Raw genomic sequence first — 15,352 nt, 5'->3', positions numbered from 1 at the left:
CCGCCGTGCGCCACGGCGGCGAGCCGCTGCTAGGACTTGCGGTGACCTATCAGCCGCGGCTTGGGCTCCAGGCCGTCCAGGCCGTGCCAGGCCAGATTGACCAGGTGGGCCGCCACCTCCGCCTTCTTCGGCTTGCGGACGTCCAGCCACCACTGGCCCGTCAGGGCGACCATGCCGACCAGCGCCTGTGCGTACAGCGGGGCCAGCTTCGGGTCGAAGCCGCGGCTCTTGAACTCCCGGCCCAGGATGTCCTCCACCTGGGTGGCGATGTCCGAGATCAGCGAGGCGAACGATCCCGTCGACTGGGGGATGGGCGAGTCCCGGACCAGGATGCGGAAACCGTCCGTGTACTCCTCGATGTAGTCGAGCAGCGCGAACGCGGCCTGCTCGCACAGCTCGCGGGGATGGCCGGCGGTCAGCGAACCGGTCACCATGTCCAGCAGACGCCGCATCTCGCGGTCCACCACCACCGCGTACAGGCCCTCCTTGCCGCCGAAGTGCTCGTACACCACCGGCTTGGAGACCCCGGCCTTCGCCGCGATCTCCTCCACCGACGTGCCCTCGAAGCCCTTCGCCGCGAAGAGGGTGCGCCCGATCTCCAGCAGCTGCTGGCGGCGCTCCGCACCGGTCATCCGGGTGCGGCGCGCACGCCGCGGCTTGTCATCGCTGGGGGTGCTGGAGTCGGTCGCCACAGCGACCATCATGCCGCCTCGGCGGACTCCGTCCCCTGCCGGGAGCCGCCTTCCCCTGTGGAGCGGCGCGAATCGATACGCGAGCGTGACGGCCACCGCACGTCGTACGCCCAGCCCAGCTGCTCGAACCAGCGGATCAGACGGGCCGAGGAGTCCAGCTGCCCGCGCTCCACCCCGTGGCGCGCGGACGTGGGGTCGGCGTGGTGCAGGTTGTGCCAGGACTCACCGCAGGACAGGACCGCCAGCCACCACACGTTGCCCGAGCGGTCGCGCGACTTGAAGGGACGCTTGCCGACCGCGTGGCAGATCGAGTTGATCGACCACGTCACATGGTGCAGCAGCGCCACCCGGACGAGCGAACCCCAGAAGAAACCGGTGAACGCGCCCCACCACGACATGGTGACCAGGCCGCCGATCAGCGCGGGCAGCGCCAGCGAGAGCGCCGTCCACAGGATGAACCACCGGGAGATCGTGCGCAGCGTCCGGTCCTTGATCAGGTCCGGCGCGTACTTGTCCTGCGAGGTCTGCTCCTCGTCGAACATCCAGCCGATGTGCGCCCACCACAGGCCCTTCATCAGCGCGGGGACCGTCTCCCCGTACTTCCACGGCGAATGCGGGTCACCGTCGGCGTCGGAGAACTTGTGGTGCTTGCGGTGATCGGCCACCCACCGCACCAGCGGACCCTCGACCGCCATGGACCCCGCGATCGCCAGCGCGATCTTCAGGGGCCGCTTCGCCTTGAACGAGCCGTGCGTGAAGTGACGGTGGAAGCCGATGGTGATGCCGTGGCAGCCGAGGAAGTAGAAGAACACCAGCAGACCGAGGTCCAGCCAGCTCACCCCCCACCCCCACGCCAGCGGCACCGCCGCCACCAGCGCCAGGAAGGGGACGGTGATGAAGAGCAGCAGCGTGATCTGCTCGATGGAACGCTTGCGCTCGCCGCCCAGCGTCGCGGAGGGCGCCACGTCGTCGGACCGCGTCTGCTTCGAGGCTTCGTCGAGCACATCGGAAGGTGAGGTCATGCGTGTCCTCTGTGGGGTATGGGGACTGAGGGTGGGTGCCGGGCCGCCGGAACCGACGGTCTTCCTACGGTTCCGTAACCTACGGCAACGTAAGTATGGCAGCGCGCCGTCCGGCGGCAAGAGCCCGTGGGCCTGCGTCTCCGGGTCGGCACCTATCCTTGAGGTCGGTCGGACAGCGCGGTCCGCTCTGATTTCTCCCCGGACGCCCGGCCCGTGAGCGGCGCACGCCGCGCGAGGCGCCGTCCGGGTTCCCTCCCAGACGAGCTTCAACACTGCAAGGAGCCGCACCTGTGAGCAGTGCCGACGACCAGACCACCACGACGAGCAGCGAGCTGCGTGCCGACATCCGCCGGCTGGGTGATCTCCTAGGAGAGACCCTGGTCCGCCAGGAGGGCCCGGAACTGCTCGACCTCGTCGAGAAGGTACGCCGACTCACCCGTGAGGACGGCGAGGCCGCCGCCGAGCTGCTGCGCGGCACCGAACTCCAGACCGCGGCCAAGCTGGTCCGCGCCTTCTCCACCTACTTCCACCTGGCCAACGTCACCGAGCAGGTGCACCGCGGCCGGGAACTGCGCGCCCGCCGCGCCGCCGAGGGCGGGCTGCTCTCCCGCACCGCCGACCGCCTCAAGGACGCCGACCCCGAGCACCTGCGCCAGACCGTGCGGCACCTCAACGTGCGGCCCGTCTTCACTGCCCACCCCACCGAGGCCGCACGCCGCTCCGTCCTCAACAAGCTCCGCCGGATCGCGGCCCTCCTCGACACCCCGGTCATCGCCACCGACCGGCGCCGCCTGGACACCCGGCTCGCCGAGAACATCGACCTCGTCTGGCAGACCGACGAACTGCGCGTGGTCCGGCCCGAGCCCGCCGACGAGGCCCGCAACGCGATCTACTACCTCGACGAACTGCACGCCGGCGCGGTCGGCGACGTCCTGGAGGACCTCACGGCCGAGCTGGAGCGCGTCGGCGTCCACCTCCCCGACGACACCCGGCCCCTCACCTTCGGCACCTGGATCGGCGGCGACCGCGACGGCAACCCCAACGTCACCCCCCAGGTGACCTGGGACGTCCTCATCCTCCAGCACGAACACGGCATCAACGACGCCCTGGAGATGATCGACGAACTGCGCGGCTTCCTCTCCAACTCCATCCGCTACGCCGGAGCCACCGAGGAACTGCTGACCTCCCTCCAGGCCGACCTCGACGCCCTCCCCGAGATCAGCCCCCGCTACAAGCGGCTCAACGCCGAGGAGCCCTACCGGCTCAAGGCCACCTGCATCCGGCAGAAGCTGGAGAACACCAAGCTCCGCCTCGCCAAGGGCACCGGGCACGAGCCCGGCCGCGACTACCTCGGCACCGGCGAACTCCTCGCCGATCTGCGGATCGTCCAGGCCTCCCTGCGCGAACACCGCGGCGGGCTGTTCGCCGACGGCCGTCTCGCCCGCACGATCCGCACCCTGGCCGCCTTCGGCCTCCAGCTCGCCACCATGGACGTGCGCGAGCACGCCGACGCCCACCACCACGCCCTCGGCCAGTTGTTCGACCGGCTCGGTGAGGAGTCCTGGCGGTACGCCGACATGCCGCGCGACTACCGGTCCAGGCTCCTCGCCAAGGAACTGCGCAGCAGGAGGCCCCTCGCCCCCACCCCGGCGCCCGTCGACGCCGCCGGCGAGAAGACCCTCGGCGTGTTCCAGACCGTCAAGCGGGCCCTGGAGGTCTTCGGCCCCGAGGTCGTCGAGTCGTACATCATCTCCATGTGCCAGGGCGCCGACGACGTCTTCGCCGCCGCCGTCCTCGCCCGCGAGGCCGGGCTCATCGACCTGCACGCCGGCTGGGCGAAGATCGGCATCGTCCCCCTGCTGGAGACCACCGACGAGCTCAAGTCCGCCGACACCATCCTCGAGGACATGCTCGCCGACCCCTCCTACCGGCGTCTCGTCGCCCTGCGCGGCGACGTCCAGGAGGTCATGCTCGGCTACTCCGACTCCTCCAAGTTCGGCGGCATCACCACCAGCCAGTGGGAGATCCACCGCGCCCAGCGCCGCCTGCGCGACGTCGCCCACCGCTACGGCGTCCGGCTGCGCCTCTTCCACGGCCGCGGCGGCACCGTCGGCCGCGGCGGCGGCCCCACCCACGACGCCATCCTCGCCCAGCCCTGGGGCACCCTGGAGGGCGAGATCAAGGTGACCGAGCAGGGCGAGGTCATCTCCGACAAGTACCTGATCCCGGCGCTCGCCCGGGAGAACCTGGAGCTGTCCGTCGCGGCCACCCTCCAGGCGTCCGCCCTGCACACCGCGCCCCGCCAGTCCGACGAGGCCCTCGCCCGCTGGGACGCCGCCATGGACGTCGTCTCCGACGCCGCCCACACGGCCTACCGGGGGCTCGTCGAGGACCCCGACCTGCCGACGTACTTCCTGGCCTCCACGCCGGTCGACCAGCTCGCCGACCTGCACCTGGGCTCGCGGCCCTCCCGCCGCCCCGGCTCCGGCGTCTCGCTCGACGGACTGCGCGCCATCCCGTGGGTGTTCGGCTGGACCCAGTCCCGGCAGATCGTCCCCGGCTGGTACGGCGTCGGTTCCGGCCTCAAGGCACTGCGCGAGGCCGGCCTGGACACCGTGCTCGACGAGATGCACGAGCAGTGGCATTTCTTCCGCAACTTCATCTCCAACGTGGAGATGACCCTGGCCAAGACCGACCTGCGCATCGCCCAGCACTACGTCGACACCCTCGTCCCCGACGAGCTCAAGCACGTCTTCGACGCCATCAAGGCCGAGCACGAGCTCACCGTCGCCGAGGTCCTGCGCGTCACCGGCGAACAGGAACTCCTGGACGCCAACCCCGTCCTGAAGCAGACCTTCAGCATCCGCGACGCCTACCTGGACCCGATCTCCTACCTCCAGGTGGCCCTCCTCAAGCGCCAGCGCGACGCCGCCGAGGCCGGCACGGAGCCCGACCCGCTGCTCTCCCGGGCCCTGCTGCTCACCGTCAACGGCGTGGCGGCCGGCCTGCGCAACACCGGCTGACCCGCGGCCGACGCGGAGGTGCCCCCGGGCCGGTACGGCCCGGGGGCACCCCCGTCGGTCCTGACGGCCGGGTCGGCCGGCGTACCCGCGGCGGCGCAGCACCCCGCCTCAGACCGCCAGGAAAGCCGCCGTGAGCAGAGCCGTTCCCGACAGCGCCATCACCCACGCCACCCGCGTCCGCAGCAGCCCGCCCGCCACCACGACCGACGCGAGCAGCAGCGCACCGCCCAGCGGCACCCAGGAGTAGAGGATCCCCGCGGGACCGGAGCGGACCGCGTCCTCCCCGCCCGGCTTCAGCACCACGGTGTAGGTCCGCCCCTTCTCCACGGCCACCGAGTCCTCCAGGACGACCCTCTCCCGCAGCTGCGACCCCTGCGACAACGGCCTGTACGGACCCGAGCACGACCGGGCGCCGCACGAGGTCACCTCCACCGTGCCGCGCTCGCGCCCCTTCGTGAGCATCGCGTGCTGCGCCGTACCCCACGACGCCCACACACCCGCGATCAGGATCAGCGCGGCGACCGTGCCCATCGCCGCGAACCGGCCGAACCGCAGGGCGGAGGAGCCACGGGAGGAGCTGACCGCAGAAGGCATGGCCGCGATCCTTGGCCATGACATCGCGGTAGGTCAACTCCGTCGGGGGGCAGTACGGGACAAGCCCCACGAAGCCCCCCTCGGCGGATCACGAGTTGTACGTGCCCTGCGCCCGCTCCAGCCCCTCGATCACCAGACACTCCACCGCGTCCGCCGCCCGGTCCACGAAGTAGTCCAATTCCTTGCGCTCCACCGACGAGAAGTCCTTCAGCACGAAGTCCGCCACCTGCATCCGCCCCGGCGGCCTGCCGATCCCGAACCGCACCCGGTGGTACTCCCGCCCGAACGCCTGCGTCAGCGACTTCAGCCCGTTGTGACCGTTGTCCCCCCCACCGAGCTTCAGCCGCAGCGTCCCGTAATCGATGTCCAGCTCGTCGTGGATCGCGACCACCCGCTCCGCCGGCACCTTGTAGAACTCCCGCAGCGCGTTCACCGGTCCGCCCGACAGGTTCATGTACGACATCGGCTTCGCCACGACCACCCGCCGGTTCCCCGGACCCGGCGGCCCGATCCGGCCCTCCACCACCTGCGCCTGGGCCCGGCCGGCCCGCTTGAACCGGCCCCCCATCCGCTCCGCCAGCAGATCCGCCACCATGAACCCCACGTTGTGGCGGTTCATCGCGTACCCCGGCCCGGGATTGCCCAGCCCCACCACCAGCCAGGGACCCGCCGCGCCTGCCGCATCCGTCGTCACGCCATGTCTCCTTCATACGCGTCGGCCGCTGCCCCCGCACGGGAACAGCGGCCGACGAACGACGACACTCGAAGAGGATCAGGCCTCGGCGGCCTCTTCGCCCTCACCCTCGGCACCCTCGGGCGCCTCCTCGGCCTGCGCGGCCAGGACCTGCAGGACGACGGCGTCCTCCTCGACGGTCAGCGTCACGCCCTTGGGCAGCGTGATGTCCTTGGCCAGGACGGAGGCACCGGCCTCCAGACCCTCCACGGAGACCGTCACGCCCTCCGGGATGTGCGTGGCCTCGGCCTCGACGGGCAGCGCCGGCAGCACGTGCTCCAGCAGGTTGCCGCCCGGAGCCAGCTCACCCTCGGTCTGCACCGGGATCTCGACCTGGACCTTCTCACCGCGCTGCACCAGCTGCAGGTCGACGTGCTCCAGGAAGCCCTTCAGCGGGTCACGCTGCACGGCCTTCGGGATCGCCAGCTCGTTCGACTTGCCGTCGATGTCCAGCGCGATCAGCACGTTCGGCGTACGCAGCGCCAGCAGCAGCTCGTGGCCCGGAAGGGTCAGGTGCAGCGGGTCGGAACCGTGCCCGTACAGGACACCCGGAACGTTGTTCTCACGGCGGATACGGCGCGCGGCACCCTTGCCGAACTCGGTGCGCGTCGCGGCGGAGATCTTCACCTCGGACATGGTCACTCCTCGAAGTCAGAAACGGACGTGGTCACCCGGCCACGAACGGCCTGCTACGAAGAGCGCGTCGATAACGGACCGCCGTACAAGCCTCGTATGAAGCGGTACGGCCTCCCTCGCCGAGCAACTGCAACAGTCTACTCGGACCAGGAGGCCGTACCCAAAACGATCAACGGAACCCGCACGGGCGCCCGACTGCAGAACCCTTACTGCTCGTCGAACAGGCTCGTCACCGAACCGTCCTCGAACACCTCACGCACCGCACGCGCGATCGTCGGCGCGATCGACAGCACCTTGATCTTGTCCAGGCTCTCGCTCAGCTCACTCGGCGTCGGCAGCGTGTCCGTGAACACGAACTCACTCACCTTCGAGTTCTTCAACCGGTCCGCCGCCGGACCCGACAGCACACCGTGCGTCGCCGTCACGATGACGTCCTCCGCACCGTGCGCGAACAACGCGTCCGCCGCCGCACAGATCGTGCCACCCGTGTCGATCATGTCGTCCACCAGAACGCACACGCGGCCCTTCACCTCACCGACCACCTCGTGCACGGTGACCTGGTTCGCCACGTCCTTGTCCCGGCGCTTGTGCACGATCGCCAGCGGCGCACCCAGCCGGTCGCACCAGCGGTCCGCCACCCGCACACGGCCCGCGTCCGGAGACACCACCGTCAGCTTCGAACGGTCCACCTTCGCGCCCACGTAGTCCGCCAGCAGCGGCAACGCGAACAGATGGTCCACCGGACCGTCGAAGAAGCCCTGGATCTGGTCCGTGTGCAGATCCACCGTCAGCAACCGGTCCGCGCCCGCCGTCTTCATCAGATCAGCGATCAGACGCGCCGAGATCGGCTCACGGCCCCGGTGCTTCTTGTCCTGCCGCGCGTAACCGTAGAACGGCACGATGACCGTGATCGACCTGGCCGACGCACGCTTCAGCGCGTCGATCATGATCAGCTGCTCCATGATCCACTTGTTGATCGGAGCGGTGTGGCTCTGGATCAGGAAACAGTCGGCACCACGAGCCGACTCCTGATACCGCACATAGATCTCGCCATTGGCGAAGTCGAAGGCCTTCGTCGGGACGACCCCGACACCCAGCTGGTGGGCGACCTCCTCGGCAAGCTCGGGGTGTGCGCGGCCGGAGAAGAACATCATCTTCTTCTCCCCGGTCGTCTTGATCCCGGTCACAGCACTTTCTCCTCAGAGGTGTCGCAGCAGGTGGGGGTGCGGATGTGCACTTATCACGGTACGCGGTGTTCGCGGCGGCGGAATCCGGTCACCCCTCCTCGGCCGGCTCCCGGGACGCCGCCTCCGCGGCCTTCGCCGCGGCACTCCCCGGACGCTTACGGGCCACCCAGCCCTCGATATTCCGCTGCTGACCACGGGCCACAGCCAGCGAACCGGGCGGCACATCCTTCGTGATCACCGAGCCGGCAGCCGTGTAGGCACCGTCCCCGACCGTGACAGGCGCCACAAACATGTTGTCCGAACCCGTCTTGCAGTGCGAGCCGACCGTCGTGTGGTGCTTGTGCTCCCCGTCATAGTTGACGAACACACTCGCCGCACCGATGTTCGAGAACTCGCCGATCGTGGCATCACCCACATACGACAGATGCGGAACCTTCGTCCCCTCACCGATCGACGCGTTCTTCGTCTCCACGTACGTACCGATCTTGCCCTTACGGCCCAGCACCGTCCCCGGACGCAGATACGCGTACGGCCCGACCGTCGCCTCAGGACCCACCTCGGCACCCAGCGCCACCGTGTTGTCCACCCGCGCGCCCGCACCCACCCGCGTATCCGTCAGCCGCGCGTTCGGACCCACCTCGCACCCCTCGGCGAGATGCGTCGCACCGTGCAACTGCGTACCCGGATGGACCAGGACGTCCCGCTCGAACGTCACCGTCGCGTCCACCCACGTCGTGGCCGGGTCCACCACCGTCACCCCCGACAGCATGGCCGCCGTCAGCAACCGGTCGTTCAGGATCCGCCGCGCCTCCGACAACTGCACCCGGTTGTTGATCCCCGCGATCTCCCGGTGATCACCCGCCACCGACGCACCCACCCGGTGCCCCGCCTCACGCAGGATCCCGAGCACGTCCGTCAGATACTCCTCGCCCTGACTGTTGTCCGTACGCACCCTCTTCAGCGCATCCGCGAGCAACGCCCCGTCGAACGCGAACACCCCCGAGTTGATCTCCCGGATCTCCCGCTGCGCCTCGGACGCGTCCTTGTGCTCCACGATCGCCGTCACGGCACCGGTGCCGTCACGGACGATCCGCCCGTACCCCGTCGCGTCCGGCACCTCGGCCGTCAGCACGGTCACCGCGTTGCCGTCCGCCGCGTGCGTCGCGGACAACTGCCGCAGCGTCCCACCCGTCAGCAGCGGGGTGTCACCGCACACGACCACCACGATCCCGTCCACGGAACCGCCCAGCTCCTCCAGCCCCATCCGCACGGCGTGACCCGTGCCGTTCTGCTCCTCCTGAACGGCGGTGCGGACGGCCGGGGCGATCCCGGCGAGGTGCGCGGTCACCTTCTCGCGGGCGTGCCCCACGACGACGACCAGGTTCTCCGGCTCGAGTTCACCGGCGGCGGTGAGCACATGACCCACCAGGGAACGGCCACAGATGTCGTGCAGGACCTTCGGTGTGGCCGACTTCATACGGGTGCCCTCACCCGCTGCGAGTACGACGACGGCTGCCGGGCGAATGGCGCTCACGGGATGCCCTTCGGCTGTGTTGGGGTGGGGGTGACACCCGCAGGATACCGGGGCGTTTCCGGGGGGACATGAGTGCGGGCCCTGACGCAGATGTTCAGGGCCCGCACTCACTGGGCTCCCGGGGGAGGACTCGAACCCCCATAAGTGACACCAAAAGACACCGTCTTGCCCTTAGACGACCCGGGATAGCCCTTATGTCCGGTTCGATAGATCGTCCGGACGGACAGCTCCTACTATGCCGTACCACCAGCCCTCGATGCGACGGTACAGCTCGGCACCTCGCAGGACGCTGACGACGAGGCAGCCCCGGTAGTCGTCGCCGACGTTCTTGCGGACGGTCTTGGGGTTGTGCTTCTTGATGGTCGTCTTCTGGAGCAGTGCCACGTCGATCCCCAGGAGCCCGGCCCAGTGACGCTCGGCGCCCTCGACGTCGGCCGTCTCGTGGATCATGACCCGGTAGCGCAGACGACTGCGCTCCACTCCCAGCAGGTCCAGCCAGGCCAGGTAGACGTGGATCACGCCGGGGTCGCTGTTGACGAACTGGACGTTCTCACGCCTGGCGTACGGCTTGTCCTTCGCGCCTTCGGCCCAGTAGAGGGCCACGCCGGCGATGAACAGCTCGCGGTCGGTCAGTGTGCCGATCTCGCCGGCGGCGGTCGCCTTGGTCCGCTGTCGTTCCTCTTCGCGCCGCCTGAGTGTGGCTTCCCAGCCGCGCCTCGCGATCGCCGAGGCCTCCTCGCGGGTGCGTTTCCGCTCCGGCTTCGGCAGGTCCCGTACCCACAGGGAGATCGAGCTCTTGGAGCAGCCGAGCTCGACCTGGATCTGGTCGTACGTCCAGCCCTGGAGCCGGAGATCTCTCGCCCTCTCCCGCAGCCCGTCCTTCGCGTTCGGCCGTCTCGTCCATTCCGGGGCCGGTTCGCCCTGCAGGAGGCGGTTGAGGATGTCGTTGTTGTCCACGTGGAGCCGGTCGCGGATCTGGCGTCGGCTCAGTCCCGCCCGTCGCAGTTCCACCGCCCGCTCGCGCAGGCCCTCGAAGTCGGCGTATTTGCCTGGTGCGTGTGTCACACGCATACCGTCCGGGCGGAATGTGGGCTTCCTCCTTCGAACGGTGACCGATTCAGCAGTTCGAGGGATTTCGGGGCGTACCGCGTCCGATCGGTCACCCTGTGTGGTGGGGGTTTGTCGTGGAAACTCGCCGGATGACGGGTGGGGGGCGCCCGTAGGGTGGAGGCATGACCACGACGGGGGAAGACCATGTGACGGCCCGGGGAGGGCCGTGGTGGTGGGAGCGGCGCCGCAGTGCCGTGTTCGATGGGGGGCTCGCGCTGGTGTCCGCGCTGGAGTGCGGGCTTGAGGGGGTCCCGTTCGCGCGGGAGGCGGGCATCCCGGCGGCCGCGGGGATCGTGTTCGGTGTGCTGGCGGGGTCGGTGCTGCTGGTGCGGCGGCAGTGGCCGATCGCGGTGGTGCTGGTGGCGATCGCGGTGACGCCGGCCTCGATGGGTTTCCTGTTGGGCATCGTGGGCCTGTATTCGCTGGCCGCGTCGGATCTGCCGCGGCGGATCATCGGTTCGCTGGCCGGGATGCAGATGGTCGGGGTGCTCATCGTGATGTTCGTGCGGATGCGCCAGGACATCGCGAAGGAGGACGTGGACGTCGGGGACTGGATCGTGCCGTTCGCGTCGATCACGACGGCGCTGGGGGTGACGGCTCCTCCGTTGCTGCTGGGGCTGTACGTGGGGGCGCGGCGGCGGTTGATGGAGAGTCTGCGGGAGCGGGCGGACAGTCTGGAGCGGGAGCTGCAGCTGCTGGCGGAGCGGGCGGAGGAGCGGGCCGAGTGGGCGCGCAGCGAGGAGCGGACGCGGATCGCCCGTGAGATGCACGACGTGGTCGCGCACCGGGTGAGTCTGATGGTGGTGCACGCTGCGGCGTTGCAGGCGGTGGCGCGGAAGGACCCCGAGAAGGCGGTGCGGAACGCCGCGCTGGTGGGGGACATGGGGCGGCAGGCGTTGACGGAGTTGCGGGAGATGCTCGGGGTGCTGCGGTCCGGTGGGGACGGGGTGCGGCGGCGGGAGCGGGCGTCGGTGCCGTTGGCGGCGGTGGGGGTGGCCGCGGCGGCGGCGGCGTCGCGGGCGGTGGACGGGGCCGGGGGGCCGGGTGAGGGGCCGTCGCTGTCGGAGATCGACGAGTTGGTGGGGCAGTCGGCGGCCGCGGGGATGGTCGTGGATCTGTCGGTGGTGGGGGAGAGCCGTGCGTATGCGCCGGAGGTGGAGGCGACGGCGTATCGGGTGGTGCAGGAGGCGTTGACGAACGTTCACAAGCACGCGGCGGGTGCGAAGACGTATGTGCGTCTGGCGCACCGGGTGTCGGAGATCGCGATGCAGGTGGAGAACGAGCCGCCGCCGGAGGCGGCGTCGTCGGCGGGGCTGCCGTCGGGTGGGAACGGTCTGGTGGGGATGAAGGAGCGGGTGTCCGCGCTCGGCGGGGTGTTCGTGTCGGGGCCGACGGACGCGGGGGGTTTCCGGGTGTCGGCGGTGATTCCGGCGTCGTAGCCGGTGCGGGGTGGTCAGCCGGCGGTGAGGCGGACGGGTTCGATGCCGGAGACGAGGGTGGCGATGCCCTGGTCGATGGTGGGGCCGAGGTACCAGTCGCCGGTGTGGTCGAGGGCGTAGACGCGGCCGTGGGTGTCGATGGCGAGGAGTGCCTGGGTGTCGGTTTCGGCGCCGAGGGGGCTGACCTCGGTGTCGAGGGCGCGGCCGAGGTCGCCGAGGGTGCGGGCCATGTGGAGTCCGTGCAGGGGGTCGATGTGGAGGTGGGCGGGGGCGACTTGGCGGCCGGGTCCGGTGGGGGTGATGTGGAGGCCGCCGAATTCGGCCCAGGCTTCGACGGCCGCGGGGAAGACGGCGTGGCGGTGTCCTGCGGGTGAGGTGTGGTCGCGCAGGGTGTCGGCCCAGATCTCGGCCTGTTTGATGTCCCAGCGTCCGGGTTGCCATCCGGCGGCGCGCAGGGCGGCGTCGACGGGGACGGCGAAGCGGGTGGTGGAGGTGCGGTCGGTGTGCATCGGCTCTTCGTTCGTCGAGGTCGTGGGAGGTGCGGGGTGGTTCAGCCGTTGGTGGCGGCGGGGTCGACCATGCGGACGCCGAAGTGGGCGGTGAGGGCGGTGCAGGCGCGGCAGGGGGCGGCGTAGCTGCCGTGGAGGGGGTCGCCGTCCTCGCGGATGCGGCGGGTGGTGAGTTTGGCTTGCTTGAGGGCTTTGCGTGCTTCGCCGTTGGTCATGGGTTTGCGTGCGGCGCGTTTGCTGCGTGCGGCGTCGGCGGTGGTGAGGTGCCGGGAGATGAGGATGGTTTCGGCGCAGCGTCCGGTGAAGCGGTCGCGCTGGTCGCTGGTGAGGGTGTCGAGGAAGTCCTTGACGAGGGGGTGGAGGGCGGGGGGTGTGTCGCCGCGGGCGGCGGTGCCGGTGAGGGTTTCGCCGCGGACGGAGAGGGCGGCGGCGATGGTGGGCAGGATGCCGTCGCGGCGGTGGTGGAGGGTGGGGGTGGGGGTGGTTCCGGTGGCGCTCCAGCCGATGCGGGGGTCGCCGGAGCGGGGGTCGCCGGATGGGCCGGTGTGCGTTCCCGGCTGCGTCACGTTCATGATCATCATCCCCTCCCGAGCATCCCCCCGGTGGTCACAGAGTGCCAAACGGCGCGGCTGATTCGGAAGCTGGGGCGGTGCGACACGCCCGTGTCCGGGCGGGCTGTCACGGGAGGGTGACGGCTGGTCACGGAAGCGGAGGGGCGGGTGACCGGTGCCGGTGACCGGTCGGGTCGTACCGCATAGGCTGTCGGCACCGCGATCCACGCGGTGATCCGCGCGTTGAGCGTGCGGGCGCCGTGCGGGTCGTGGCGGTAAGCAGTCGAGACAGACGTGACAGTCGAATACGTTCCGTAACGGTCCGAAGGTGGGCGGTGCGGGCGTACAGAGTGCCGCAGGGGGCAACCGCCATGACGACAGGTCGGCTCGGGCTGGGGGCACCTCCCGGCCGCCAGGCCGGGGGACACGCCGCGCCGCCGAACGCGGCCTACGCCGGGCAGGTCGTGCACTTCCCGGATCCGGTGCGGGCGGCCCGCCATCCGGGAGGGGTGCGGGTGGACGAGCGTGGTTACCCCGACTTCTCGCCCTACGCGCGTGCGGCGGTGGAGATCGCGGAGCCGCCGGAGGGTTTCGGTGTCGACGAGTTGCGGCTGACGGACTACGTGTCGGCGAACGCGGCGCTGGCGGCGAGCGGGCACGAGCTGTGGGACACGGTGCCCGCGGTGGCGACGCCGCACGGCTGGACGTGGCACCACGTGGTGGGGACGCGGCGGCTGGAGCTGGTGCCGGTCGAGGTGAAGGCGCTGCTGCGGCATCACGGCGGGGTGGCGACGTCGGCGGTGGACCACGGCAAGCGGGGCACGCGGCCGTTGCAGGAGACGCGTCCGGCGCATTTCGGGCTGCCGAAGTCGGGTGTGGCGGTGACGGAGTCGCAGGTGCTGGGTGTCGAGGAGGATCTGGGGTACCGGCTGCCGGGTGCGTACCGGTCGTTCCTGAAGGCGGCGGGTGGCTGCGCGCCGGTGGGGACGGCGCTGGACGCGGAGCTGGGTCTGCTGGTGGACCAGCCGTTCTTCACGGTGCGGGACGAGGCGGCGGTCAACGACCTCGTGTACGTCAACAAGTGCCTGCGTGACCATCTGACCAAGGACTATCTGTGCGTGGCCTTCGTGCAGGGCGGTCTGCTGGCCGTGAAGGTGCGGGGCGAGCGGCAGGGTTCGGTGTGGTTCTGCGCGTACGACGACGCGCGGGACGTCGATCCGTCGTGGCCGCCGGCCGAGCGGGTGGAGCGGCTGCTGCTGGCGTGCGGTGACGACTTCGACGCGTTCCTCGCGCGGCTGGCGGGTTCTCCGCCGGAGCTGGAGACGGTGGCGAATCTGATGGTGGACGGCGGGTTCGCGCGTGCCGTTCCGGTTTCTTCCGCGGGGGAGTGAGCTTCGGCGATGGTGACGTTCGCGCAGGCGCAGGAGCGCGCGGAGGAGTGGGTCAACGGGGATGTCCCGTCGTACCAGCATCGTGAGGTGCGGGTGCGGGAGTTCGACCTCGGGTTCGTGGTGTGGGCGGAGGACCGTGCGGACGGGCCCCGTTCGGACGGTGGTGCGCAGCGGCTGGTGATCGCCCGGGACAGCGGCGAGGCGACGTTGTGGCCCGCGCTTCCGGTGGGTGAGGTGATCCGCCGGTACGAGGAGGAGTACGGCCGTGCGGCCGCGGCGCCCGAGCCGGCGCCGGTGCCGCCCGCGCGGGTGGATCTGAATCAGACGTCGTTCCTGCTGAGTCCGCCGGAGTGGCTGCAGGAGGCGGCGGACCGGCTGGGGATTCCGGACCGGCGCGGGGAGGGCGCGGGGGCCGGCGCGGTTCCGGGGCAGGTTCCGGCTCCGGGCGCCGCGTCCTCCGCATCCGCCTCCGGCTCCGGTTCGTCCGGTGGTGCGGGGTCGGGGTCGGGCCGGGCATCGGACTCCGTGCCTGCCGCGCCGGGCCCGGACGCGGGGCCGCAGGACGCTCCGGCGGGGCCGGCGGGTCCGGCTGCCGGGGCGGGGAGCGGGGCGGCGTGGCCCGCCGCCGGGGACTCCCGGGAGGGGGCCGGCATGCCCGCCGGGGCGACGCCGTGGGCCGGTACGGACACCAACGCCGATGCCGGTGAGGACCGTTCCGTGCCGCTGCCGGAGACGGTGTTCGCCCCGCAGCTGAGCGAGTCCGGCGACGACACGCCGTCCCCGCCCTCCGTGACGGCGGAGGCGCGGACGGCGCTGCTGTCGGGCGGCAGTCAGCTCCCGCCGACGGCTGTGGCGCCCGCGCTCCCGGACCCCGGGGCGGGACGGGGAACGCCGCCGCCCGCGCCGGGCGCACCCGCGCTGGGCACGCCTG

The 15,352-nt window shown here is 70.7% G+C and carries 13 protein-coding genes, 1 tRNA gene and 1 pseudogene; 4 read left to right on the top strand and 11 right to left on the bottom strand.

Annotated elements, in window-relative coordinates:
- Positions 1 to 29: 29 nt before the first annotated feature.
- Positions 30 to 704, bottom strand: coding sequence for a TetR/AcrR family transcriptional regulator (locus tag BU52_RS15075; RefSeq protein ID WP_037933936.1), 675 nt, complete (start codon positions 702 to 704; stop codon positions 30 to 32).
- A complete protein-coding gene (locus BU52_RS15070; protein WP_037933934.1) occupies positions 701 to 1,714 on the bottom strand; it encodes an acyl-CoA desaturase in 1,014 nt (337 codons plus the stop codon). The genes BU52_RS15075 and BU52_RS15070 overlap by 4 nt, the downstream gene beginning before the upstream one ends.
- A gap of 290 nt (positions 1,715 to 2,004) precedes the next feature.
- Here BU52_RS15070 and ppc point away from each other — a divergent pair, with 290 nt between their 5' ends.
- Positions 2,005 to 4,737 (top strand): phosphoenolpyruvate carboxylase, encoded by a 2,733-nt coding sequence (ppc, locus tag BU52_RS15065; protein WP_037933931.1) that lies wholly within the window; start codon positions 2,005 to 2,007, stop codon positions 4,735 to 4,737.
- A gap of 108 nt (positions 4,738 to 4,845) precedes the next feature.
- Here ppc and BU52_RS15060 read toward each other — a convergent pair whose 3' ends face one another.
- The 7 genes from BU52_RS15060 to BU52_RS15035 all read right to left on the bottom strand — a co-directional run bounded on the left by BU52_RS15060 (position 4,846) and on the right by BU52_RS15035 (position 10,486).
- Positions 4,846 to 5,331 carry a hypothetical protein gene (locus BU52_RS15060; protein ID WP_107061175.1) on the bottom strand — a complete coding sequence of 162 codons (486 nt, stop codon included), beginning with the start codon at positions 5,329 to 5,331 and terminating at the stop codon, positions 4,846 to 4,848.
- A gap of 88 nt (positions 5,332 to 5,419) precedes the next feature.
- Entirely contained in the window at positions 5,420 to 6,025 is a 606-nt protein-coding gene (pth, locus tag BU52_RS15055; protein ID WP_037933925.1) for an aminoacyl-tRNA hydrolase, read from the bottom strand.
- 78 nt (positions 6,026 to 6,103) lie between these two features.
- On the bottom strand, positions 6,104 to 6,700 hold the full coding sequence (locus tag BU52_RS15050) for a 50S ribosomal protein L25/general stress protein Ctc (protein WP_037933923.1): 597 nt from the start codon (positions 6,698 to 6,700) through the stop codon (positions 6,104 to 6,106).
- Between the two features lie 206 nt (positions 6,701 to 6,906).
- Complete coding sequence (locus BU52_RS15045) at positions 6,907 to 7,887, bottom strand: ribose-phosphate diphosphokinase (RefSeq protein ID WP_037933920.1); 981 nt, start codon at positions 7,885 to 7,887, stop codon at positions 6,907 to 6,909.
- A gap of 88 nt (positions 7,888 to 7,975) precedes the next feature.
- Entirely contained in the window at positions 7,976 to 9,421 is a 1,446-nt protein-coding gene (glmU, locus tag BU52_RS15040; protein ID WP_037933917.1) for a bifunctional UDP-N-acetylglucosamine diphosphorylase/glucosamine-1-phosphate N-acetyltransferase GlmU, read from the bottom strand.
- A gap of 115 nt (positions 9,422 to 9,536) precedes the next feature.
- Positions 9,537 to 9,607 (bottom strand) — tRNA-Gln (locus BU52_RS35275).
- 6 nt (positions 9,608 to 9,613) lie between these two features.
- Positions 9,614 to 10,486 carry a hypothetical protein gene (locus BU52_RS15035; protein ID WP_037934263.1) on the bottom strand — a complete coding sequence of 291 codons (873 nt, stop codon included), beginning with the start codon at positions 10,484 to 10,486 and terminating at the stop codon, positions 9,614 to 9,616.
- Between the two features lie 167 nt (positions 10,487 to 10,653).
- Here BU52_RS15035 and BU52_RS15030 point away from each other — a divergent pair, with 167 nt between their 5' ends.
- Complete coding sequence (locus BU52_RS15030) at positions 10,654 to 11,970, top strand: sensor histidine kinase (protein ID WP_037933914.1); 1,317 nt, start codon at positions 10,654 to 10,656, stop codon at positions 11,968 to 11,970.
- A gap of 14 nt (positions 11,971 to 11,984) precedes the next feature.
- Here BU52_RS15030 and BU52_RS15025 read toward each other — a convergent pair whose 3' ends face one another.
- On the bottom strand, positions 11,985 to 12,479 hold the full coding sequence (locus BU52_RS15025) for an SUKH-3 domain-containing protein (RefSeq protein WP_037933911.1): 495 nt from the start codon (positions 12,477 to 12,479) through the stop codon (positions 11,985 to 11,987).
- 41 nt (positions 12,480 to 12,520) lie between these two features.
- Positions 12,521 to 13,051, bottom strand: coding sequence for a YwqJ-related putative deaminase (locus BU52_RS15020; RefSeq protein WP_107061181.1), 531 nt, complete (start codon positions 13,049 to 13,051; stop codon positions 12,521 to 12,523).
- Between the two features lie 350 nt (positions 13,052 to 13,401).
- Between BU52_RS15020 and BU52_RS15015 the strand changes: the two genes are divergently transcribed.
- On the top strand, positions 13,402 to 14,421 hold the full coding sequence (locus tag BU52_RS15015; protein WP_037933908.1) for an SMI1/KNR4 family protein: 1,020 nt from the start codon (positions 13,402 to 13,404) through the stop codon (positions 14,419 to 14,421).
- 9 nt (positions 14,422 to 14,430) lie between these two features.
- Positions 14,431 to 15,352, top strand: a pseudogene (locus tag BU52_RS15010) (SUKH-4 family immunity protein); the annotation flags it as partial.

The sequence above is a fragment of the Streptomyces toyocaensis genome, from assembly GCF_000725125.1.
Lineage (GTDB): Bacteria > Actinomycetota > Actinomycetes > Streptomycetales > Streptomycetaceae > Streptomyces > Streptomyces toyocaensis.
Note: the sequence above shows the minus strand (reverse complement) of the source record. Positions and strands in the feature narration are given on the sequence as shown.